At 73.4% G+C, this 20,873-nt stretch carries 17 protein-coding genes and 1 pseudogene; 6 read left to right on the top strand and 12 right to left on the bottom strand.

Annotated elements, in window-relative coordinates:
• Positions 1-556: 556 nt before the first annotated feature.
• Entirely contained in the window at positions 557-1,564 is a 1,008-nt protein-coding gene (locus ABD973_RS19830; protein ID WP_125821301.1) for a stage II sporulation protein M, read from the bottom strand.
• 111 nt (positions 1,565-1,675) lie between these two features.
• Here ABD973_RS19830 and ABD973_RS19825 point away from each other — a divergent pair, with 111 nt between their 5' ends.
• A complete protein-coding gene (locus tag ABD973_RS19825) occupies positions 1,676-2,560 on the top strand; it encodes an RDD family protein (protein ID WP_345501238.1) in 885 nt (294 codons plus the stop codon).
• Here the strand turns inward: ABD973_RS19825 and ABD973_RS19820 are convergent.
• Together ABD973_RS19820 and ahcY are read right to left on the bottom strand one after the other, a co-directional pair.
• A complete protein-coding gene (locus ABD973_RS19820) occupies positions 2,557-3,201 on the bottom strand; it encodes a hypothetical protein (RefSeq protein ID WP_125821303.1) in 645 nt (214 codons plus the stop codon). The genes ABD973_RS19825 and ABD973_RS19820 overlap by 4 nt on opposite strands.
• 94 nt (positions 3,202-3,295) lie before the next feature.
• Entirely contained in the window at positions 3,296-4,732 is a 1,437-nt protein-coding gene (gene ahcY, locus ABD973_RS19815) for an adenosylhomocysteinase (protein WP_125821304.1), read from the bottom strand.
• Between the two features lie 314 nt (positions 4,733-5,046).
• On the opposite strand from ahcY, the pseudogene ABD973_RS19810 reads away from it, so the two are divergent.
• Positions 5,047-5,265: pseudogene (locus ABD973_RS19810) on the top strand (PTS sugar transporter subunit IIA); the annotation flags it as partial.
• Between the two features lie 95 nt (positions 5,266-5,360).
• On the opposite strand, the gene ABD973_RS19805 reads toward ABD973_RS19810, so the two are convergent.
• The 6 genes from ABD973_RS19805 to ABD973_RS19780 all read right to left on the bottom strand — a co-directional run bounded on the left by ABD973_RS19805 (position 5,361) and on the right by ABD973_RS19780 (position 11,162).
• Positions 5,361-6,314, bottom strand: coding sequence for a cation diffusion facilitator family transporter (locus ABD973_RS19805; protein WP_125821305.1), 954 nt, complete (start codon positions 6,312-6,314; stop codon positions 5,361-5,363).
• 74 nt (positions 6,315-6,388) lie between these two features.
• Positions 6,389-7,546, bottom strand: a complete 1,158-nt coding sequence (gene manA, locus ABD973_RS19800) for a mannose-6-phosphate isomerase, class I (protein WP_125821306.1) — start codon at positions 7,544-7,546, stop codon at positions 6,389-6,391.
• Between the two features lie 46 nt (positions 7,547-7,592).
• Positions 7,593-8,726 (bottom strand): SIS domain-containing protein, encoded by a 1,134-nt coding sequence (locus ABD973_RS19795; RefSeq protein WP_125821307.1) that lies wholly within the window; start codon positions 8,724-8,726, stop codon positions 7,593-7,595.
• 60 nt (positions 8,727-8,786) lie between these two features.
• Positions 8,787-8,972 carry a Trm112 family protein gene (locus ABD973_RS19790; protein ID WP_007264456.1) on the bottom strand — a complete coding sequence of 62 codons (186 nt, stop codon included), beginning with the start codon at positions 8,970-8,972 and terminating at the stop codon, positions 8,787-8,789.
• A 276-nt stretch (positions 8,973-9,248) separates the two neighbouring features.
• On the bottom strand, positions 9,249-10,619 hold the full coding sequence (locus ABD973_RS19785; RefSeq protein ID WP_345501231.1) for a phosphomannomutase/phosphoglucomutase: 1,371 nt from the start codon (positions 10,617-10,619) through the stop codon (positions 9,249-9,251).
• Between the two features lie 78 nt (positions 10,620-10,697).
• On the bottom strand, positions 10,698-11,162 hold the full coding sequence (locus ABD973_RS19780; protein WP_125603737.1) for a DUF3499 domain-containing protein: 465 nt from the start codon (positions 11,160-11,162) through the stop codon (positions 10,698-10,700).
• Between the two features lie 111 nt (positions 11,163-11,273).
• Between ABD973_RS19780 and ABD973_RS19775 the strand changes: the two genes are divergently transcribed.
• A complete protein-coding gene (locus ABD973_RS19775; protein ID WP_386382332.1) occupies positions 11,274-11,750 on the top strand; it encodes a metallopeptidase family protein in 477 nt (158 codons plus the stop codon).
• 33 nt (positions 11,751-11,783) lie between these two features.
• On the opposite strand, the gene ABD973_RS19770 is transcribed toward ABD973_RS19775, so the two are convergent.
• The 3 genes from ABD973_RS19770 to ABD973_RS19760 form a co-directional block, all read right to left on the bottom strand.
• Positions 11,784-13,259: a DUF5719 family protein gene (locus ABD973_RS19770; protein WP_345501228.1), complete on the bottom strand. Its 1,476-nt coding sequence runs from the start codon at positions 13,257-13,259 to the stop codon at positions 11,784-11,786.
• Positions 13,256-16,819 (bottom strand): glycosyltransferase, encoded by a 3,564-nt coding sequence (locus ABD973_RS19765; RefSeq protein WP_345501226.1) that lies wholly within the window; start codon positions 16,817-16,819, stop codon positions 13,256-13,258. Before ABD973_RS19765 ends, ABD973_RS19770 begins: the two co-directional genes overlap by 4 nt.
• Before the next feature lie 243 nt (positions 16,820-17,062).
• Complete coding sequence (locus ABD973_RS19760; RefSeq protein ID WP_003983763.1) at positions 17,063-17,326, bottom strand: WhiB family transcriptional regulator; 264 nt, start codon at positions 17,324-17,326, stop codon at positions 17,063-17,065.
• A gap of 644 nt (positions 17,327-17,970) precedes the next feature.
• On the opposite strand from ABD973_RS19760, the gene ABD973_RS19755 reads away from it, so the two are divergent.
• The 3 genes from ABD973_RS19755 to ABD973_RS19745 are packed head-to-tail and all read left to right on the top strand — an operon-like array spanning position 17,971 to position 20,853.
• Positions 17,971-18,588: a cysteine dioxygenase gene (locus tag ABD973_RS19755; RefSeq protein WP_345501224.1), complete on the top strand. Its 618-nt coding sequence runs from the start codon at positions 17,971-17,973 to the stop codon at positions 18,586-18,588.
• A gap of 13 nt (positions 18,589-18,601) precedes the next feature.
• Positions 18,602-19,561, top strand: a complete 960-nt coding sequence (gene cofD / locus ABD973_RS19750) for a 2-phospho-L-lactate transferase (RefSeq protein ID WP_345501222.1) — start codon at positions 18,602-18,604, stop codon at positions 19,559-19,561.
• On the top strand, positions 19,558-20,853 hold the full coding sequence (locus ABD973_RS19745; protein ID WP_125821311.1) for a coenzyme F420-0:L-glutamate ligase: 1,296 nt from the start codon (positions 19,558-19,560) through the stop codon (positions 20,851-20,853). Before cofD ends, ABD973_RS19745 begins: the two co-directional genes overlap by 4 nt.
• Positions 20,854-20,873: the final 20 nt, after the last annotated feature.

Below are 20,873 nucleotides of genomic sequence, written 5' to 3'. Positions count from 1 at the left end.
ACCACGAAAGAGCGGGCCAGTCACGGTCGGAATAAGACCGACTGACCACAACGTCCTCGCTGTGTTCGTTGCCTGCCAGTGCCCGAGGGCCCGACAGGTCTTTTTCAAAGGAACCTCATCCACCGGAGTGGACGGGGTATCAACTTCTGGCGTTGATTTTTGGCACGCTGTTGAGTTCTCAAGGAACGGACGCTTCCTTTGTACTCACCCTCTCGGGCTTTCCTCCGGGCTTTCGTTCTTCGTTCTTGCGATTCAGACTCTATCAGAGTCTTTCTCGCTCGCTTTCCAGGTCCTGCGCTTTCGCGCTTTCCCTTTCCGGCGGTTCCGACTCTATCAGAAGTTTTCCACCGGATTTCCCGGCTTCGGATTCCTGGATGAGGAGTCGACTGCGCCCCACAGGAATTCAATTCCGAATGGGAGCGAGAGAGATTTTAAACCATCGCTGCCGAACTTGTCCAGTTCGAGGCAACCGTTCGAATCTACCTCCCCACAGTGGCCGTGTCAACGGTCTGCGGGACGACGAGGAGACTAGCAGCTCAGCTGCCTTGTACGCACATCAGGCTGCCGTCGGGAGCGTCGCCGTGCGGTCCGCCTCCTCCACGTCGCCCACCTCGCCCGCGCGGGAGGCGCGGCCGCCGAGGACGTAGACGTAGGTGAGGAACGCGGCCTCCGCGACCACGCCGATCGTGATGCGGGCCCAGGTCGGAAGGCCCGACGGGGTCACGAAGCCCTCGATCAGGCCGGAGACGAAGAGGACCGCGGCCAGCCCCATGGCCATGCCGAGGGCGGCGCGGCCCTGTTCCGCGAGGGCCGTGCGGCGGGTGCGGGGGCCCGGGTCGATGACCGTCCAGCCGAGGCGCAGGCCCGTACCGGCGGCGACGAAGACGGCGGTCAGTTCGAGGAGGCCGTGCGGGAGGATCAGGCCGAGGAAGACGTCGAGGCGGCCGGCGGAGGTCATCAGGCCCAGGCCGACGCCCAGGTTGGCCATGTTCAGGAACAGGATCCACAGGACCGGGAGTCCGAGGAAGGCGCCGAGGACGAGGCAGATCGCTGCGGCCTGGGCGTTGTTCGTCCAGACCTGCGCGGCGAAGGAGGCCGCCGGGTGGCTGGAGTAGTAGGTCTCGTACTGGCCGCCGGGCCGCGTCAGGTCCTTGAGGTGCTCGGGGGCGGCTATGGCGCTCTGCACCTCGGGGTGGGCGGCTATCCACCAGCCGATGAGCACGCCGAGGGCGGTGGAGAGCAGCGCGGTGGGTATCCACCAGCGGCGGCTGCGGTAGACGGCCGCCGGGAAGCCCTCGGTGAAGAAGCGGGCGGCGTCGCGCCAGCCGGCGCGGCGGGTGCCGGTGACCGTCGAGCGGGCGCGGGCCACGAGCTGGGTGAGGCGGGCCGTGAGCATCGGGTCCGGGGCGCTGGACTGGATCAGGGAGAGGTGGGTGGAGGTGCGCTGGTAGAGGGCGACGAGTTCGTCGGCTTCCGCGCCGGTGAGCCGGCGGCCGCGGCCGAGGAGCTGCTCCAGGCGGGCCCATTCCGTCTGGTGGGCCGCCACGAAGACGTCGAGATCCATCCGGTTACCGCTCCCCTGCCCCTGGCCACCCGATACGGCTTACTTCTCCTGTGGTCAGCTTGGCAGACTGGGGTGCACAGGGGCGGGTCAGGTCGGGGAAAGGTGCGCGCGTTGAGCGATCTGGTGACGGGAGACGCGGTCGTCCTGGGTCTGCGGCCGGCGCGGCTGCCGAGCCGGGCCCTGGCTGTCCTGCTCGACCTGGTCGTGTACGGCGTCGGGTTCGTGGTGGTGATCGTCGGGCTGGTGGCCGCGACGGCTTCCCTGGACGAGGCCGCGCAGGCCGCGGTGGCGGTGGCCAGCCTCCTGCTGGTGGTGGTCGGCGTGCCGATCGCGGTGGAGACGCTGAGCCACGGCCGCTCGCTGGGGAAGCTGGCGTGCGGGCTGCGGGTGGTGCGGGAGGACGGCGGGCCGATCCGGTTCCGGCACGCGCTGGTGCGCGGGGCCATGGGGGTCGTTGAGCTGCTGCTCACCTTCGGGGCGGTCGCCTGTATCGCCTCGCTGATGTCGGAGCGGGGCCGGCGGCTGGGTGACGTGTTCGCCGGGACCCTGGTGGTGCGGGAGCGGGTGCCGGGTACCCGCGTCATGCCGGTGCCCCCGCCGCCGCCGTGGCTGGCCGGGCAGTTCGCGGCGCTGGACCTGTCGGCGGTGCCGGACGGGCTGTGGCTGGCGATCCGGCAGTACCTGACGCGGATGAACCAGCTGGACCCGCACACGGGTGCCGCGATGGCGGGGCGGCTGGCCGATGACGTGGTGGCCCGGACCGGGACGCCGCCGCCGCCCGGGGTGCCGGCCGCCGCGTTCCTGATGGCGGTGGTGCACGAGCGGCAGTCGCGGGACGCCGCGCGCGCCTTCGCCCCGGCGCCGATGCCTGAGCAGATGTCGGCGCCGATGCCTGCACCCGTGCCCGTGGCCGGGCCGGTCGTCGCTCCCGCGCCGGTCGTGGCGCCCGTGTCGCCGACGCCGCCGCGCGGGACCGGGTTCGCGCCGCCGGCCTAGTCCTCGAAGCCGTCCGGATCGTCGGCGTCCGCGAAGGACGACGGCGGGGTCTCCAGGTGTTCGAGTTCGATGCCGGGCGCCGAGAGGACCACGTCGCCCGCGAGGTGCACGGTGTGGACCTCGCCCGTGTCCAGGGCGGTGACCTGGTACTCGTCCACCACCAGGGGGCCGCTGTCCGTCGGGTGCTCGGCGCGGGAGAGCAGGGTCCAGGCCTGGTCGACCGTACGGGGTGCCAGTACGGGATCGGTGAGCGCGAGGAGCCGGACGCGGGTCGCGGGGGCGCCGGGGGTCAGGCGCAGCAGGCGGGCCGTGGCGATGAGGAAGGCCGGGGAGCTGCCGGTGAAGCCGGGGGCGGCGACGTTGCCCTCGGTGGCCTCGGCTCCGGCGGGGTCGGTGCGGACCCAGGTGACGCCGTCGATGGCTGCGCCGCGCACCTGCCAGCCGCCGGCGTTGGCCTCCATGCGGATGGGTCGGCCGAGGGCGTCGAGGGCCAGGTCCAGCGAGCCGCGGTGGTCCCCGTCCGGGGTGGTCAGCTGGGCCACGTAGCGCCAGCCGGAGGGGCCGGGGGCGCAGTGGAAGTGCTCCTCGCCGAGGGGGGTGTGGTCGTGCGGGTCGTGGAGCGAGTAGCGGCCGCGGGGCATGGCGTCGGGTCCTTGGGTACGGGGCAGGCCCCCGGCGCGGATGCCGGGGGCCTGCCTGGAGTGCTGCGGATCCGTGGGGATCGGTGGCGGTGGATCAGTAGCGGTAGTGGTCGGGCTTGTACGGGCCCTCGACCTTGACGCCGATGTACGCGGCCTGCTCGGGGCGCAGGGTGGTGAGCTTGACGCCGAGGGCGTCGAGGTGGAGGCGGGCGACCTTCTCGTCGAGGTGCTTGGGGAGCACGTAGACGTCGGTCGGGTACTCGGACGGCTTGGTGAAGAGCTCGATCTGGGCCAGGGTCTGGTCCGCGAAGGAGTTCGACATCACGAACGAGGGGTGGCCGGTGGCGTTGCCCAGGTTCAGCAGGCGGCCCTCGGACAGCACGATCAGGACCTTGCCGTCGGGGAACTTCCAGGTGTGGACCTGCGGCTTGACCTCGTCCTTGACGATGCCCTCGATCTTCGCGAGGCCGGCCATGTCGATCTCGTTGTCGAAGTGGCCGATGTTGCCCACGATGGCCTGGTGCTTCATCTTGGCCATGTCCGAGGCCATGATGATGTCCTTGTTGCCGGTCGTGGTGATGAAGATGTCCGCGGTCTCCACCACGTCCTCGAGGGTGGCGACCTGGTAGCCGTCCATCGCCGCCTGCAGCGCGCAGATCGGGTCGATCTCGGTGACGATGACGCGCGCGCCCTGGCCGCGCAGCGACTCCGCACAGCCCTTGCCCACGTCGCCGTAGCCGCAGACGACCGCGACCTTGCCGCCGATCAGGACGTCGGTGGCACGGTTGATGCCGTCGATCAGCGAGTGCCGGCAGCCGTACTTGTTGTCGAACTTCGACTTGGTGACGGCGTCGTTCACGTTGATCGCCGGGAAGAGCAGGGTGCCCTCGGCCATCATCTCGTAGAGGCGGTGGACACCGGTCGTGGTCTCCTCCGTCACGCCGCGGATCTCGGACGCGAGCTGCGTCCACTTCTGCGGGGCCTCACCGAGGGTGCGGTTGAGGAGCGTGAGGATGTGGGCGTACTCCTCGGAGTCCGCGGTGGACGGGTCCGGGGCCGCGCCGGCCTTCTCGAACTCGACGCCCTTGTGGACGAGGAGGGTGGCGTCACCACCGTCGTCGAGGATCATGTTCGGGCCGCCGGTGGGGGTGTTCGGCCAGGTCAGCGCCTGCTCCGTGCACCACCAGTACTCCTCCAGCGTCTCGCCCTTCCAGGCGAAGACGGGGACGCCCTGCGGGTTCTCCGGGGTGCCGTTCGGGCCGACCGCGATGGCGGCGGCGGCGTGGTCCTGGGTGGAGAAGATGTTGCAGGAGGCCCAGCGGACGTCGGCGCCCAGCGCGACGAGGGTCTCGATGAGGACGGCGGTCTGCACGGTCATGTGCAGGGAGCCGGTGATGCGGGCGCCGGCCAGCGGCTGCGCCTCGGCGTACTCCTTGCGGATCGACATCAGACCCGGCATCTCGTGCTCGGCCAGGGTGATCTCCTTGCGGCCGAAGGCGGCAAGGGAAAGGTCGGCGACCTTGAAGTCCATGGGTGATGCTCCTCATGGTTCGAGAGGTGGGTACGGCTGGGCCGCGCACGGGGCTGGCCGGTGCACTGAGCACAGTCCGTCGCGGGGCCCTCTCTCCCCTCGGCCGGTCACGAGGACCGCCCGACCGCCATCAGCAGCGACGCCTGACACTGATGACGAATCTACACCGATCGGCGGAGCGGACCCCAGTGGGGACGGGAACAAGTCGTTCTTCGTTTCCAGGCCGTCCGGCGGGATGTTCGGGGCCTTTCGGACTTTTGATCCGCCCCTCACCTGGTGCAGGATGCCGGTGGATCGGTTCGTGCGCGCGATCCTCGGACACCAAGGGGGCCGCGATCCGGGAGCTGGCAGAGGTGGACGAGCTCGTACGGGTGGCCCTCGCCCGGGAGGCGCAGGGCACCACGGGGCTCGGCGAGTCGATCGCGATCCCGCACGCCAAGACGGACGCGGTGGCCCGCCCGACGGTCGGCTTCGCCCGGTCTTCGGAGGGCATCGAGTGGGGCGCGCTGGACGGGACGAAGGCCCGCCTGGTCTAGATCCGGTAGCCCCGGCACCCGCCCGTACGTACGAAGGCCCCCGCGGCAGGTGAGCTGCGGGGGCCTTCGTACGTACGGGCGGGCGGGGCCGGTCAGCGGCCGTCGCCCTTGGTGAGGTCGGGGCGGGGAGCGAGCTCGGGCTGGTAGATGTCCGGCTCCAGGTAGATCACGCGGGCGATCGGGACGGAGGCGCGGATGCGGGCCTCGGCGGCGTTGATGGCGTTGGCCACCTCGGTCGCGGTGTCGTCGTGCTGGACGGCGATCTTGGCGGCGACGAGGAGCTCCTCGGGGCCGAGGTGCAGGGTGCGCATGTGGATGACGCCGGTGACGGTGTCGCCGTCGACGAGCGCGGCCTTGATCTTCTCGACCTCGGCGGTGCCGGCGGCCTCGCCGAGCAGCAGGGACTTGGTCTCCAGGGCCAGGACGACGGCGATGACGATCAGCAGGACGCCGATGCACAGGGTGCCGATGCCGTCCCAGACCCCGTTGCCGGTGAGCAGGGCGAGGCCGACGCCGATGAGGGCGAGGACGAGGCCGACGAGCGCGCCGAGGTCCTCCAGCAGGACGACGGGCAGTTCGGGGGCCTTGGCGCTCTTGACGAACTGCCTCCAGCTCTGGCTGCCGCGGCTCTCGTTGGACTCCTTGATCGCGGTGCGGAAGGAGAAGCCCTCCGCGACGACCGCGAAGACGAGGACGCCGACGGGCCAGTACCAGGCCTCGATCTGGTGCGGGTCGTGGATCTTCTCGTAGCCCTCGTAGATGGCGAACATGCCGCCGACGGTGAAGAGCACGATGGAGACGAGGAAGGCGTAGATGTAGCGCTCGCGCCCGTACCCGAAGGGGTGCTGGGGGGTGGCCTCGCGCTGGGCCTTCTTCCCGCCGAGGAGCAGCAGGCCCTGGTTTCCGGAGTCGGCGACCGAGTGGACGCTTTCCGCGAGCATCGACGAGGAGCCGCTGAAGAGAAATGCCACGAACTTGGCTACAGCGATGGCGAGGTTGGCGGCGAGTGCCGCCACGATCGCCCTGGTACCGCCCGACGCGCTCATGGGTGCTGGGTGTCCTTCCTGGCCGCTGACTACGGCCGCACATTGTTGCAGCTGCGGGTGCGGCCGACGCTACGTCAGAGGACCACGGTGGCCCGGAAGACGGTACCAGCACCGGACAGTTCGGTCTTTTCGCCCGCGGGGACGAAGACCGACTCGCCGGGCGCCAGGGCCAGTTCGCCGACGCGGGGGGCGCCTGCGGTGCAGAGCAGGATCTGCGGGGCGCCGTCGGGGAGGGCGCGGGGGGCTCCGCCGGGGGCCAGGACGTGGCGGGAGAGCCGGAATTCGTCGATGGGGGTCTCGTAGACCTCCTCGCCGTCGCCCTCGGGACGCAGGATGCCCGGGGCGCTCGGCTCGAAGATGACGACCTTCAGCAGCTCGGGGACGTCCACGTGCTTGGGCGTCAGCCCGCAGCGCAGCACGTTGTCCGAGTTGGCCATCAGCTCGACGCCGAGGCCGTCGAGGTAGGCGTGCGGGATGCCGGCGCCGAGGAACATGGCCTCGCCGGGCTGGAGCCGCACGTGGTTGAGGAGCATGGCCGCGATCACGCCGGGGTCGCCCGGGTAGTCGTGGACGAGCCCCGCGTACGCCTCGTACGGCCCGCCGAGGCGTTCGGCGGCGGCCGCGGCCTCGGCGACGGTGCGCGCCATCTCCTCGCGGTCGGCGGTGAGGACGGCGGTGAGGACCTCGCGCAGGGCCGCCTCCTCGGGGTGGGCGCGCAGCAGGTCCACGTACGGCTTGAGGGAGTCGACGCCGAGGCCTTCGAGGAGGTCCGCGGCCTCCGTCGGCGGGCGGAAGCCGCACAGGCCGTCGAAGGGGGTGAGCGCGCAGATCAGCTCGGGCTTGTGGTTGGGGTCCTTGTAGTTGCGGTGGCCCGCGTCGATCGGGACGCCGCGCCGCTCCTCGTCCTCGTACCCGGCGCGGGCCTGGGCGAGGTCGGGGTGGACCTGGACGGAGAGGGGGGCGCCGGCGGCGAGGATCTTGAGGAGGAAGGGCAGGCGGGGGCCGAACCTGGCGACGGCGGCTGCTCCGAGTTCGCCCTCCGGGTCGGCGTCGATGACGGCCGCCAGGGTGGTCTCGCCGGCTCCGCGGTCGAGGCGGGAGGGGGCGCCGGGGTGGGCGCCCATCCACATCTCGGCCTGGGGCTCACCGGTCGGCTCGACTCCGAGGAGGGCCGGGATCGCGGTGGTGGATCCCCACGCGTAGGGGCGGATCGTGTTGGTGAGGCGGTCCATCGTCGTCGTCTTCCTGGATCTGGATGTGGTGCGGGCACGGGTGTGCCTAGCTGTGTCCCCGGGCCGCCAGCGCCAGGTAGGCGGTGGCGAAGTCGGTGACGGCGAGGAGCTCGGCGAGCTGTTCCAGGTCGCCGCCCTCCTCCGGTTCGAGCTCGCTGATGGCCGTGTCGTGGCTGAGGGCGAGCTCGCGCGCGGCCGGGGCGGCGCTGAGCGCGCCCGTCGGCCGGTCGCGCAGCAGGACGATGCGGGCGCGCAGGGCCTGCGGCTCCTCCACGCGGTCCCGGAAGAAGTCGTCCGGGTCGGCTCCGGCGGCGAAGGCCCCGGCGAGCAGCACCCCGTGCGCGGGCAGCGCCTCGGGGAGGGTGGCGGAGAGCGCGGGGCGGCCGGCCAGCTCGGCGAGGGTCGCGGCGAAGCGGCGGCCGGCGGGGCCGGCGCCCTCGCCCTCGCTCCAGATGAGGGGGAGCGAGTCGGCCAGTTCGGCGGCGAGGGTCTTGGCCGGGTTGGAGTAGGTGGCGATGGCCGGGCCGCAGCGCTCGGCGGTGCGGTCGAGGCGGTCGGCGACGCGCTGGAGGGCTTCGGGGGCGGCGCTGATCAGGCCGACCTTGTCGAGGAGGACCAGCAGCGGGGTCAGCAGGGCCCAGAGGGCGCCCGGACCGGCCGCGGCGGACTCGTCGTACTCCTGGTAGGGGGCCTTGGCCATCGGTACGAGGACTCCGTGCGCGCCGTTCACCGCCTCGCCCAGCGGTGAGCGCTCGGGGGCGACGGCGACCACGGCGCAGCCGCGCCGGTAGGCCTGCTCGGCGAGGGCCGCGAGGCCGGGCTCGGTGCCGTCGGTGGTGGCGATGAGGAGCAGGTCCACGGCTCCCGCCCAGCCGGGCAGGTTCCAGCGCAGCGCCCCGGCGGCGTGCGCGACGCCGGTGGGTTGCAGGCGGGTGACCGGCGCGGAGGCTCCGGCGAGGGCGCCGAGCAGGTCGGCGACGCCGGTGGCGGCCGTGCCGGAGCCGGCGATCAGGACGGAGCGGGGGCGCCCGTCGGGGCGCAGGTCCGCGAGTCCGGCCTCGGTGGCGTGCCGGGCCGCGGTGCGGACCCGGGCCCCGGCCTCGGCGGCGCCGCGGAGCAGGCCGCGGCGGTCGGCACGGGCGAGATCGTCCGGTGCGTCGAGGAGTGACTCGTCGAGCATGGGGGCCTCCGGCGGGGTTGACGGATCCAGGCTGGTCGAGCGGTGGGGAACGGGGGCCGGTCAGGCGGGGCGGCGGGCCTCGTCCACGAGCAGGACCGGGATGCCGTCGCGGACCGGGTACGCGAGACCGCAGTCCTGGCCGGTGCAGATCAGCTCGGGGGCGGTCTCGTCCGCCGACTCGTCCCGGAGGGGGGCGTGGCAGGCGGGGCAGGCGAGGATCTCCAGCAGGCCGGCTTCGAGCGGCATGGGGCGGTTCCCTTCGGGGATGCGGATCGCTTATCGCGGATTGGGCGAGGTCAGCGTACCGCCGAGTCACCTGCGGTGCGGCTTGACGGGGGCCGGGCGCCGTTGCCCTGCCGGGCGGGGTACCCGGTTTCGGGTGCGGGTCCGTCGCCGGGGGCTCTGCCCCCGGACCCCCGCGCCTCAAACGCCGGCGGGGCTGGATTTCGCCGGCCTGGCGGAGCCGCCGGCGGGCGCGGGGCAGGGGCGACGCCCCTGGATCCTGCGCCCGCCGGTCGGGCGTTACGCGCGGACGAGGGCGAGGACCTCGTCGCGGATCCTGGCCAGGGTGGCCTCGTCGCGGGCCTCCACGTTGAGGCGCAGGAGCGGCTCGGTGTTGGAGGGGCGGAGGTTGAACCACCAGTCGGCGGCGGAGACCGTGAGGCCGTCCAGCTCGTCGAAGGTGACGCCCTCCTGGCCGGCGTAGGCGGCCTTGACGTCGGCGGTGCGGGCGGCCTGGTCGGCGACGGTGGAGTTGATCTCGCCGGAGCCGACGTAGCGGTCGTACTCGGCGACCAGCTCGGAGAGCGGGCCCTGCTGGCCGCCGAGGGCCGCGAGGACGTGGAGCGCGGCGAGCATGCCGGTGTCCGCGTTCCAGAAGTCCTTGAAGTAGTAGTGCGCCGAGTGCTCGCCGCCGAAGATGGCGCCGGAGGCGGCCATCTCGGCCTTGATGAAGGAGTGGCCGACGCGGGTGCGGACGGGGGTGCCGCCGTTCTCGCGGACGACCTCGGGGACCGACCACGAGGTGATCAGGTTGTGGATGATCGTGCCGGTGCCGCCGTTGCGGGCGAGCTCGCGGGCCGCGACCAGGGCGGTGATGGCGGACGGGGAGACGCCCTCGCCGCGCTCGTCGACGACGAAGCAGCGGTCGGCGTCGCCGTCGAAGGCCAGGCCCAGGTCGGCGCCCTCGGCGATCACGCGGGCCTGGAGGTCGACGATGTTCTTCGGGTCGAGGGGGTTGGCCTCGTGGTTCGGGAAGGTCCCGTCCAGCTCGAAGTACATGGGGACGAGGTCCAGCGGGAGGCCCTCGAAGACGGTGGGGACGGTGTGGCCGCCCATGCCGTTGCCCGCGTCGACGACGACCTTCAGCGGGCGGATGGCCGTCAGGTCGACCAGGCCCTTGAGGTGCTCGGCGTAGCCGGTGAGGGTGTCCTGCTCGGTGATGGTGCCCGGGACGGTGCCGGCGGGGATCTCCGGGGCGCCCTCGTCGGTCCACTTCTCGGCGAGCTCGCGGATGGTGGCGAGGCCGGTGTCCTGGCCCACGGGTGCGGCGCCGGCGCGGCACAGCTTGATGCCGTTGTACTGGGCCGGGTTGTGCGAGGCGGTGAACATGGCGCCGGGCAGGTCCAGCTTGCCGGAGGCGTAGTACAGCTGGTCGGTGGAGCACAGGCCGATCAGGGTGACGTCGACGCCGCGGGCGGCCGCGCCCCGGGCGAAGGCGGCGGACAGGCCCGGGGAGGAGGGCCGCATGTCGTGGCCGACCACGATCGCCGTGGCGCCGGTGACCTCGACGAACGCAGCACCGAACAGTTCGGCCAGGGGCTCGTCCCACTCGTCGGGTACGACGCCACGTACGTCGTACGCCTTGACGATGTTCGAAAGATCTGCGGCCACTGCCTGCCCTCCTGAAGGTTCTGTGCGGTGGAGCAAACCTACCTTGTACGCAGAGCGGCTTTTCAGACGATCCGTACGTCAGGAATCGGGCGAACGGAGGACGCGCAGGTGTCCGCGACGCGTCTCGCCGGCCACCGGGGCACCCGGTCCGGACCCGCCGGCCTCGGCCGCGCGCTCGGGCGGACGGGCCGCCTCGCGGACCGCGTTGGCCAGGGCTTCGAGGTCGTCGCCGCTGGGGCGGGACGGGCCGGAACCGTCCGACAGGCGCACGACTTCCCAGCCGCGCGGGGCGGTCAGGCGCTCGGAGTGCTCGGCGCACAGGTCATAGCAGTGGGGTTCGGCGTAGGTGGCGAGCGGGCCGAGAACTGCGGTCGAGTCGGCGTAGACGTACGTCAGTGTGGCGACGGCAGGGCGGCCGCACGCGGTGCGCGAACAGCGACGTACAAGGCTCACGACGTTGGACGGTACCGCACTCTTGACCGGGCCGCGACGACTCGCCCCCCGGCCGTCCTCCCGTGTCGTACTCCGTCCGGGCCGTGCCACGGGTGACGAAGAGGGGCAACGGGTCCGTAACGCGGCCCGATCTTGGCCGACGTGACACCAGGTCGTGACCGTATCGGGTCCTGGCCGTGGCGTGCGGGCTACCCTGCGGGGGTGACGGACAGTTCGCTTCCTCCCCGCCCGGCGGTCCCCGCCGCGGCCCCTTCCGAGCCGCGCCAGCGGCGGCGCGACCGGCACGGCCGGGGCATGCGCGGGCCGCTGGCCCCGCCGCAGGTGCCGCTGTCCGCGAGCCGGGCGGAGCTGTTCGGGGACCTCGTACGGGATTCCGTGGAGCGGCTGGAGCGGCGCTGGACGCAGCTGGCCGAGGTGGAGTTCGTCATCGCGGACGTGCCGGGGCCGCCGGGCGGGCCCGACGCGGGCTGGAACGACGAGGCGGTGCCGCTGGGCGGGCTGGTGGAGGCCCGGGACGGGAAGCCGGCGCGGATCGTGGTGTTCCGGCGGCCGGTGGAGATCCGGGCCAAGACGCGGGACGAACGGGCGCTGCTGGTGCACGAGATCGTGGTGGAGCAGGTCGCGGAGCTGCTGGGGCTGTCGCCGGAGACGGTGGACCCCCGGTACGGGCAGGACTGACGCCCCGCCCGTACCCGGTTTCGGCACCCGGTTTCAGCGCAGCAGGATCGAGGGGTCCTCGGCGGCCCGGGGGACGGAGACCGTGGAGCGGTCGTCGCCGAAGGCCTGGACGGTGAACATCGGGATCCCGTCGTGCGGCAGGGTCAGGGTGCGGGCCGCGTGGACGGGGCCGCCGGACAGGGTCTCGACGGTCAGGGCGTAGGGGCCCTTGCCGCCGGTGGGGGCCGGCGGGGTGACCGCGCGGGTGGTACCGCCCTTGAGGGTGATCTCCGTGGCGGCGCCCTGCCCGCCCTCGGTGCCCGGGGAGGCGGTGACGCGGACCTTCGCGTCGGCGCCGGAGGCGGTGAGGGTGAGGACGGTGGCCTTGTCGTCGGCCCGGTTGTCGGCGACGGTGGCCCGCTCGCCGACGGGCGTGCTCGCGGGGACGAAGGCCAGCTCCTGCTTGGCGGCGGTGCCGCGGACCACGCGCAGGGCGGCGACGACGGGTACGGCCTTCTTCGGGTCGGCGGGGGCCAGCAGCAGGGAGCCGGCCTCGCCCCGGGTGACGTCGCCGAGGTCCAGGGTCTCGGTCATGCCGCCCTTGAGGTGGAGGCGTTCCCGGCCGGCCGGGTTGATGGGGCCGGTGGGGCCGGACAGCTTCACGGTGAGGTCGGCGTCGTCCTCGCCGGGGGCGAAGGCGACCAGCCGTACGGAGGTGGTGTCGGCGGGGATGCCGGGCAGGACCAGGGTGTCCGCCGGGCCCGCGGAGGCCGGGAGCCAGTCGGCGCCGGTGCCGTCCTCGGCCACGTGGACGGAGGCGCCGACCCGGCCGGAACGCGCCGTGACGTGCGCGGTGGCGTCCGCGAGCAGGCTGTCGGGGGCCAGCTGGGACAGCGACACCTTGGTGGTGGACCGGGGGGCGACGTCGTACACGGGGTCGGCGATGCCCGGCTTGTCCTTGAGCAGGCCGTCGGGGCCGTGCAGCTTGACGGCCACCTCGGCGACGGTGTCGTCGGGGTTGGTGAGGTGGACGTAGTCCTGGCGGCCCTTGGCGGTGCTGACGCCGGGGAACCAGAAGTCGGTGCCGGGCGCGGTGCAGGCCAGCCCGAGGAGGCCGCGCGCGTGGCCGGCGGACACCTTGGTGGTCTGCTGGGCGGTCCAGCCGGGGGCCAGGGCGCCCTGGGCGGCGCCCGTCAGCGCCGGTGCCTCCGCGCCGGAGGCGGTGGCCGCGACGGGCTTGCCCGGCTCCTTGAGGTCGAGGACCGCCTTGCCGTCCTTGTCGGCGAGCCGGGCCGGGCCGGCGGCGCCTCCCTTGCCGGGGGTGAGGGAGGTGTACGTGGTCTCGGCGATGTCCGAGGAGCTGGGGGCGGGGCACACCAGCACCGACCGTTCCACCGGCATCCGGGCGGCGGCCGCCCGTCCCGCGCCGCCGGCCGGGGTGGCGGCGGGGGCGGTGAGGAAGGCCAGCCCGGTGGCGGCGGCCAGCGCCGCCGTCACGGCCGCGAGCGTCAGGGGGGCGCGCTGCTTCACTGGTTGCTCCCGTCCGGACGCGGGTGGTGCTGTCCGTAGGCGTCGTACTGCTGCTCGTACTCGTACGGGTGGGGCTGCTGTTGCTGCGGGAAGTGCGGCTGTCCCCCGGTCGGGGGATACGGGCTGTAGGCGTCGGGGGCGGGCTCCGGCTGGTGCGGCTGCCGCGCCTCGTACGGGTGGGGCTCCTGGTAGGCGTACGACTCCTCGCCGTACACCTGCTGCGCGGGGATCTGCGCGTACGGGTCGACGACGGCCTCGGCGGGGACCGGCTCCGGGTCGGGCGCGGCGGCCGGCCCGGTGCGGCGGCGGCGGCCGTGGCCGGGCTCGCCGGCGCCGTCCCCGGGGGCGGCGTCGGGGGCGGTCTCCTCGGGCAGGTCGTCGTCGAGGCGGGCGCGGCGGCCGGGCAGGGCCATCACGAGGAGCAGCAGGGCGAGGGTGCCCTGCGCCCAGTGCCAGGCGGTGCGGGGGAAGGAGTCCTGGTGGACGAGGTCGAGGTGGCCGGCGTCGGTGGGCAGGGCGAAGCCCTGGGCCCAGCCGTCGACGGTCCGGGGGGTGAGGGGTTCGCCGTCGAGGGTGGCCCGCCAGCCGGCGTCGGCCCGGTCGGCGATGCGCAGGGTGCGGCCCTCGGGGCCGGCGGGGAGGTCGGCGTGGACCTCGACGGGGCCGGCCTCGACGGTGAGGGTGGCGGTCTGGCCCTGGCGGGCGGGGACGATCGCGACGCGGGAGGTGAGCCGTTCGACCTCCCACAGGGCGGTGCCGTCGTTCTGGTGGCGCTGTTTGAGGCCGGGGGTGCCGTCGAGGATGCGGCGCATGGGGGCGGAGCCGCCGGCCGGGATCATCACGTAGCGCACGGCGAAGGCGCTGAGCTGCTCGGACTGGTTGGCTCCGGAGCCGGAGACCAGGCTGGAGACGGCTTTGGCGAGGCGGGGTTCGGGGCCGGCGGCGGCGAGGAGTTCGCCGTCGCCGAGGCGGGCGCCGGAGCCGCGGACCAGGGCGTAGGAGACGGTGGCGGGCGAGTCTCCGCCGAGGACCAGCGTGCGGGTGCGGTTGGTGTCGCCCGAGTGCTCGGCGACGACGGCCGGGACCTGGACGGGGTCGCGCCGCTTGAGGGGTCCGTCGGCGCCGGCCGCGGCCCAGGCCGCGGCGAGGAGCAGCGGGCCGGCCGCGGCGGCGAGTGCGGTCAGGGCGGCGAGCGGCTGGCGCCAGCCGAAGCTGCGGGCGGCGACGCGGTACTTGGCGCCGTCCGCGCCGAGTGCGGCGGCCGCGAGGAGTCCGAGCCCGTACAGGAGGGTGCCGGGGCCGGCCCAGCCGGTGCGGTCCAGGAGGACGGCGAGGAACAGTCCGGCGAGGGCGGCGGTCCATGCGGTGCCGACGGCGAACCGCCGGTCGGCGCGGAGCAGGGCGGCGAGGGCGGCGAGCAGGACGCCGGCGAGCAGGAACGCGCCGGTGGTGCCGGGGCCGCCGGGGTCGGCGGTGAGGAGGCCGAGGGGGGTGGCGGAGCCGGTGCCGTAGGGCAGTCCGGCTTCGCGCAGGAAGCGGCCGGGGTGGGCGAGGAGGCCGAGGGACCAGGGGGCGAGGACGGCGAGGGGGACGGCGAGGACGGCCAGCAGGCGGGGGGCGTACGTCTTCCGGTGCGCGCGGCGCGCGAGGACGGCGGCGGTGCCGAGGACGGCGGCGAGGGGCCACGCGACGGGGGTGAAGGCGGTGGCCAGGGTGAGCAGGAGGGCGTACGTCCACACGGCGCGGCGGCCGCTGCCGGGCTCGGTGTCGGTGAAGCCGTGGGCGGTGGCGGCGGAGCGGGCGATGAGCGGCAGGAGTACGGCGAGGACGGCGGTGCCGAGGCGGCCGCCGGCGAGGGCGCCGGTGACGGCGGGGAGGAAGGCGTAGCCGACGGCGGCCCAGGCGCGCAGCAGGCGGGAGGTGACCAGGGGCCGGGAGGCGAAGTAGGCGGTGAGGCCGGCGAGGGGGACCGAGAAGACCAGGAGCAGGGTCAGGGCGGCCTGGGTGGAGCCGAGGAACAGGGCGGAGAGGCCGGCGAGGACCGCGAGGTAGGGGGGTGCTCCGGCGGTGGTGCCGGTGCCGACGGGCTGCCATTCGCCGGTGTAGGTGTGCCAGAGGCCGCCCGCGCCGGAGGGGGCGGGGAGCAGGGCGCCGCCCGTGAGGCTGCCGCCGCCGATGAGGGCGCGGCAGGCGACGAGGGAGACGAGGAGGAGTCCGGCGAGGAGGGCGGGTGAGGGGTTGCGGGCGATCCGCTTGAGCCGGCCGGGCCGGTCGGCTTCGGGGTAGTCGGTGTCGTCGCCGCCGGGGCCGGGTTCGAGGCCGGCGCCGTGCCGGCCGGCGGGGGCGGGGTCGCTGTCGCGTGCGGAGCCGAGGTGGGCGGCGAGCTGTTCGGCGCCGGCGCGCAGAGTGGCGCCGGGCGGGGGGAAGAGGGGGCGGAGTTCGGCGGCGGGGACGGCGGGGCGGCGGCGCGCCCTGCGGGCGGTGAGGATCCGGCCGGGCCGGAGCAGGGTGGCGAGGAGGCCGGTGAGTTCGTCGACGGCCTGGCCGGGGGCTTTGCCGAGGAGGTAGCCGAGGGTGCGCAGCAGGGTGCCGAGGACCAGGCGCAGCAGGACGTAGGGCAGGGCGCGGCCGGGGGTGTTGGCCAGCAGGGTGTGGACGGCGCCGGCCTTGTCGACGCGGTGGGGGCTGACGGCGGAGCGGCCGGCGCAGTCGACGGTGCGGCGTTCGCGGGAGGCGGCCTCGGCGTGCCGCAGCACGGCGTCGGGGGCGACGAGGACGGTGTGGCCGGCGCTGTGGGCGCGCCAGCAGAGGTCGACGTCGTCGCGCATCAGGGGCAGTCGGCGGTCGAAGCCGCCGAGGGCGTCGTACACGTCGCGGCGTACGAGCATGCCGGCGGTGGAGACGGAGAGGACGGGGCGGACCTGGTCGTGCTGGCCCTGGTCCTGTTCGCGGCGGTCGAGGCCGGTCCAGCGGCGGCCGCTGCGGGCGATGGTGACGCCGGCTTCGAGGAGTTGCCTGCGGTCGTACCAGCCGCGGAGCTTGGGGCCGATGACGGCGGCGTCGGGGTTGCCGTCGGCGACGCGCAGGAGTTCGGTGAGGGCGTCGGGTTCGGGTGCGCTGTCGTCGTGGAGCAGCCAGAGCCACTGGACGGGTTCGCCGTGGGGGAGGTCGGGGAGGTCGTAGGCGTCGTCGCGCCAGGTGCGGCTGACGGGGTCCCAGCCGCTGGGGCGCTTGAGGTAGGGGAGTTCGTCGGGGGTGAGGGTGCCGGCGCTGCGGGCGGCTTCGTCGACGGCGGCGCCGAATCCGGTGCGGCGGGCGAGGTGCAGGACGCGGTCGTCGCCGAGGGCTTCGGCGAGGAGGCGGGCGGAGTCGTCGGCGCTGCCGGTGTCGGCGGCGACGTGGTTCTGCGCGGGGCGTTCCTGGGTGAGGAGTCCGGCGAGGGTCTCGGGCAGCCAGCGGGCTCCGTCGTGCGCGACGAGGACCGCGGTGACGACGTGCCGGGGGAACTCGGGGGTGGCGGCCGCCTGCGGGGAGGCCGGCGAGCTGCTGTGCGGGGACATCGCGGTACGGGCCCTCCGGCCTGGGGATCCGGGGGTGTTGTGCCCTCGGAGGCTGCTGGACAGCGCCCCACACTAACGGCTGGGAAGGGGAGGGTATGCCGCGTCGGAAGAAGGTCCGGAACGCGACGGTCCGCCTCCTGCGGGGAAGGTGCGGGAGGCGGACCGTTTGCTCGGTCTGACGTTGTTTGACGTTGCTTTCGGTGGTGCTCCGGGACCGTTTCGGATCGCCGGTCGTCGCCGCTCTCAGACCGCGGCCTTTTTCAGCCGGCGCCGCTCGCGCTCGGACAGACCGCCCCAGATGCCGAATCGCTCGTCGTTGGCGAGGGCGTACTCGAGGCATTCGGAGCGGACCTCGCAGGCGAGGCAGACCTTCTTGGCTTCGCGGGTGGAGCCGCCCTTCTCGGGAAAGAAGGATTCGGGGTCGGTCTGCGCGCACAGTGCGCGCTCCTGCCAACCGAGCTCCTCGTCCGCCTCTTCGACCAGCAGTTCCTGAAACAGCTCGGTCATGTGCGCCCCTCGCTCTGTCTGTGCGTCCCCGTGATGTTGCCGTTACTGATCGCCGAGCAACGACACGAGTGAAATTACAAGTGTGTGGCTCCTGTGCAGTCAAGCCGAGATCTGCTATTGGGGCCCTTATTCACTCTGCGGAACCAAGCGTATACAGAAAGTGTTCATATCGCCAAAAATCGTGACACAAGCCACAGGCTGTCCGCGGCTGCCGCCCTCGTTCGAGGTCGACGCGTCACTCTCAGGAGGGGTTGCGATTCGGCCGAAGATGCAGCCGAGATCACATTCCGATCACGAGTGACGCCCACGGGTTTGATCTCGGTTCCCGTCGAGTCGGAGCGGCACATCCCCGGGCCGTGAGTGCACAAACCTTTCTCCGCGCACAGTAACCGGATGAGGTGAAACTTTTCCCACAAACCGGACATTGGGTTGACAGTCCGGCCCTCGGCCCGGTCTCCTTGTCCTCATGTCAGCGCCCGCAGCCGCCACCTGGACCCCCATTCGTGGGTTCCTGCGCGCTGCCCAGGTTCGCTGTTGCTGTTGCAGCTGTTGATGCCCCCGGAGCCCCTGGCTCCGCAGAGCTCCGGCCACTCCCCCACAGCAACCGCCCCGCACGACTGACACCCGTCGAGGACACCCCCACGATGAACAGCGCCTCCGCATCCTCCGCCACGACCGCGCCCGCCCCGGCGACCGCTGCCCCGGCCGCCGTCGTCCCGGCGACCGTCGTCCCGGCCCCGGCCACCGCCCCCGCGCCCGCGCCGGCCGCCGTCGTCGAGAGCGACCTCCAGATCGCCGGCGACATCCTCGCCGTCCAGCACCTCCTCCAGCCCGCCCGCGAACACCCCGTCACCGTCGCCGAGTTCGCCGGCCTCGCCCGGTCCATCGCCGAGGACCGCGCCAGCTGGGAACACCTCGTCCGCTACGACGCCACCACCCGCTGGTACCACCGCCTGCGCACCGGACCCGGCTACGAGGTCTGGCTGCTCAGCTGGGTCCCCGGCCAGGGCAGCGGCCTCCACGACCACGGCAGCTCCTCCGGCATCCTCACCGTCCTCGACGGCCGGCTCACCGAGCACACCCCCCGCGGCCGGCTCACCCACGCCGCCGGATCCCAGCGCGTCTTCGCCCCCGGCTACGCCCACGAGGTCGTCAACGACACCCTCGACGGAGCCGTCAGCCTGCACGTCTACTTCCCCGGCCTGACCGAGATGCCGATGCACAGCTGCTCCCCGGCCCGCCAGGAGCACGTACCCGCCTGACAGACTGCGGGGTATGCGCATTGTTGTTCTGGCCGGCGGCATCGGCGGCGCCCGTTTCCTCCGCGGACTCAAGTCCGCCGTCCCCGACGCGGACATCACGGTCATCGGCAACACCGGTGACGACATCCACCTGTTCGGGCTGAAGGTCTGCCCCGACCTGGACACGGTGATGTACACCCTCGGCGGTGGCATCAACGAGGACCAGGGCTGGGGCCGCACCGACGAGTCCTTCACCGTCAAGGAAGAACTCGCGGCGTACGGGGTCGGACCCACCTGGTTCGGCCTCGGCGACCGCGACTTCGCCACCCACATCGTCCGCACCCAGATGACCGGCGCCGGCTACCCGCTCAGCGCCGTCACCGAAGCCCTCTGCGACCGCTGGCAGCCCGGCGTCCGGCTGCTCCCCATGACCGACGACCGCGTCGAGACCCACGTCGCCGTCACCGACCCGGAGACCGGCGAACGCCGCGTCGTCCACTTCCAGGAGTACTGGGTCAAGCTCCGCGCCTCCCTCGACGCCGAAGCCGTCGTCCCCGTCGGCGCCGAACAGGCCAAGCCCGCCCCCGGCGTCCTCGACGCCATCGCCGGCGCCGACGTCATCCTCTTCCCGCCGTCCAACCCCGTCGTCTCCATCGGCACCATCCTCGCCGTACCCGGCATCCGCGAGGCCCTCGCCGCCGCCCCGGCACCCGTCGTCGGCCTCTCCCCCATCGTCGGCGGAGCACCCGTACGGGGCATGGCCGACAAGGTCCTCGCCGCCGTCGGCGTCGAAACCACCGCCGCCGCCGTCGCCCGCCACTACGGCTCCGGCCTCCTCGACGGCTGGCTCGTCGACACCTCCGACGCCGACGCCGTCACCGAGGTCGAAGCCGCCGGCATCCCCTGCCGGGCCGTCCCGCTGATGATGACCGACACCGACGCCACCGCCGCCATGGCCCGCGCCGCGCTCGACCTCGCGGAGGCCACCCGGTGACCGTCCCCTCCTACGAGGTGCGGGCCGTCCCCGGCATCCCTGAGATCCGGCCCGGCGACGACCTCGCCCGCCTCATCGCCGACGCCGAACCCGGCCTGCGCGACGGGGACGTCCTCCTCGTCACCTCGAAGATCGTCTCCAAGGCCGAGGGGCGCATCGTCCGCGCCGACTCCCGCGAGGACGCCATCGACGCCGAGACCGTACGCGTCGTCGCACGCCGCGGCACGCTGCGGATCACCGAGAACCGCCGCGGACTGGTCATGGCGGCCGCCGGCGTCGACGCCTCCAACACCGAACCCGGCACCGTCCTGCTGCTGCCCGAGGACCCCGACGCCTCGGCCGCCGCGATCCGCGCCGGACTGCGCGCCGCGCTCGGCGTCGACGTCGGCGTCGTCGTCACCGACACCTTCGGCCGGCCCTGGCGCTCCGGACTGACCGACGTCGCCATCGGCGCCGCCGGGGTACGCGTACTCGACGACCTGCGCGGCGGCACCGACGCCCACGGCAACCCGCTCAGCGCGACCATAGTGGCCACCGCCGACGAGCTCGCCGCCGCCGGAGACCTCGTCAAGGGCAAGGCCGCCGGACTGCCCGTGGCCGTCGTCCGCGGACTCCCGCACGTACTCGGCGACGGCTCCACCGCCGCCGACCTGGTCCGCGCCCCCGCCGACGACATGTTCCGCCTCGGCACCTCCGAAGCCGTACGCGAAGCCGTCACCCAGCGCCGCACCGTACGCGCCTTCACCGACGACCCCGTCGACCCCGGCGCCGTACGCCGCGCCGTGGCCGCGGCCGTCACCGCCCCGGCACCGCACCACACCACGCCCTGGCGGTTCGTCCTGCTGGAGTCGGCCGCCGCCCGGCTGGAACTGCTCGACGCGATGCGGGACGCCTGGATCGCCGACCTGCGGCGCGACGGCAAGTCCGAGGAGTCCATCGCCAGGCGGGTGCGCCGCGGCGACGTGCTGCGCAACGCCCCGTACCTGGTCGTGCCGTGCATGGTCACGGACGGCGCCCACGACTACGGGCACGCGCGGCGGGACGCCGCCGAACGGGAGATGTTCGTCGTCGCCATGGGCGCCGGCGTGCAGAACTTCCTCGTCGCCCTGGCCGGCGAGCGGCTCGGCTCGGCGTGGGTGTCCTCGACGATGTTCTGCCGCGACGTGGTGCGCAAGGTGCTCGCGCTGCCCGACGACTGGGACCCCATGGGGGCCGTCGCCGTCGGCCGCCCGGCGGCACCCGCCGCCGACCGGCCGGCGCGGACGCCCGAGGCCTTCATCGAGGTGCGGTGACTTCGGTGACTTCGGTGACT

The organism is Streptomyces racemochromogenes (genome assembly GCF_039535215.1).
GTDB classification, from domain to species: Bacteria; Actinomycetota; Actinomycetes; order Streptomycetales; family Streptomycetaceae; genus Streptomyces; species Streptomyces racemochromogenes.
The sequence above is the reverse complement of the archived record's forward strand: the minus strand, read 5'-3'. Positions and strand labels throughout refer to the sequence as shown.

Excerpts from the sequence above, each read along its gene's own strand:
- ABD973_RS19830 (WP_125821301.1), bottom strand. The coding sequence starts at position 1,564 with ATGGATCTCGACGTCTTCGTGGCGGCCCACCAGACGGAATGGGCCCGC.
- ABD973_RS19820 (WP_125821303.1), bottom strand. The coding sequence starts at position 3,201 with ATGCCCCGCGGCCGCTACTCGCTCCACGACCCGCACGACCACACCCCC.
- ahcY (WP_125821304.1), bottom strand. The coding sequence starts at position 4,732 with ATGGACTTCAAGGTCGCCGACCTTTCCCTTGCCGCCTTCGGCCGCAAG.
- ABD973_RS19805 (WP_125821305.1), bottom strand. The coding sequence starts at position 6,314 with ATGAGCGCGTCGGGCGGTACCAGGGCGATCGTGGCGGCACTCGCCGCC.
- manA (WP_125821306.1), bottom strand. The coding sequence starts at position 7,546 with ATGGACCGCCTCACCAACACGATCCGCCCCTACGCGTGGGGATCCACC.
- ABD973_RS19795 (WP_125821307.1), bottom strand. The coding sequence starts at position 8,726 with ATGCTCGACGAGTCACTCCTCGACGCACCGGACGATCTCGCCCGTGCC.
- ABD973_RS19790 (WP_007264456.1), bottom strand. The coding sequence starts at position 8,972 with ATGCCGCTCGAAGCCGGCCTGCTGGAGATCCTCGCCTGCCCCGCCTGC.
- ABD973_RS19765 (WP_345501226.1), bottom strand. The coding sequence starts at position 16,819 with ATGTCCCCGCACAGCAGCTCGCCGGCCTCCCCGCAGGCGGCCGCCACC.
- ABD973_RS19760 (WP_003983763.1), bottom strand. The coding sequence starts at position 17,326 with ATGACCGAGCTGTTTCAGGAACTGCTGGTCGAAGAGGCGGACGAGGAG.
- ABD973_RS19755 (WP_345501224.1), top strand. The coding sequence starts at position 17,971 with ATGAACAGCGCCTCCGCATCCTCCGCCACGACCGCGCCCGCCCCGGCG.
- cofD (WP_345501222.1), top strand. The coding sequence starts at position 18,602 with ATGCGCATTGTTGTTCTGGCCGGCGGCATCGGCGGCGCCCGTTTCCTC.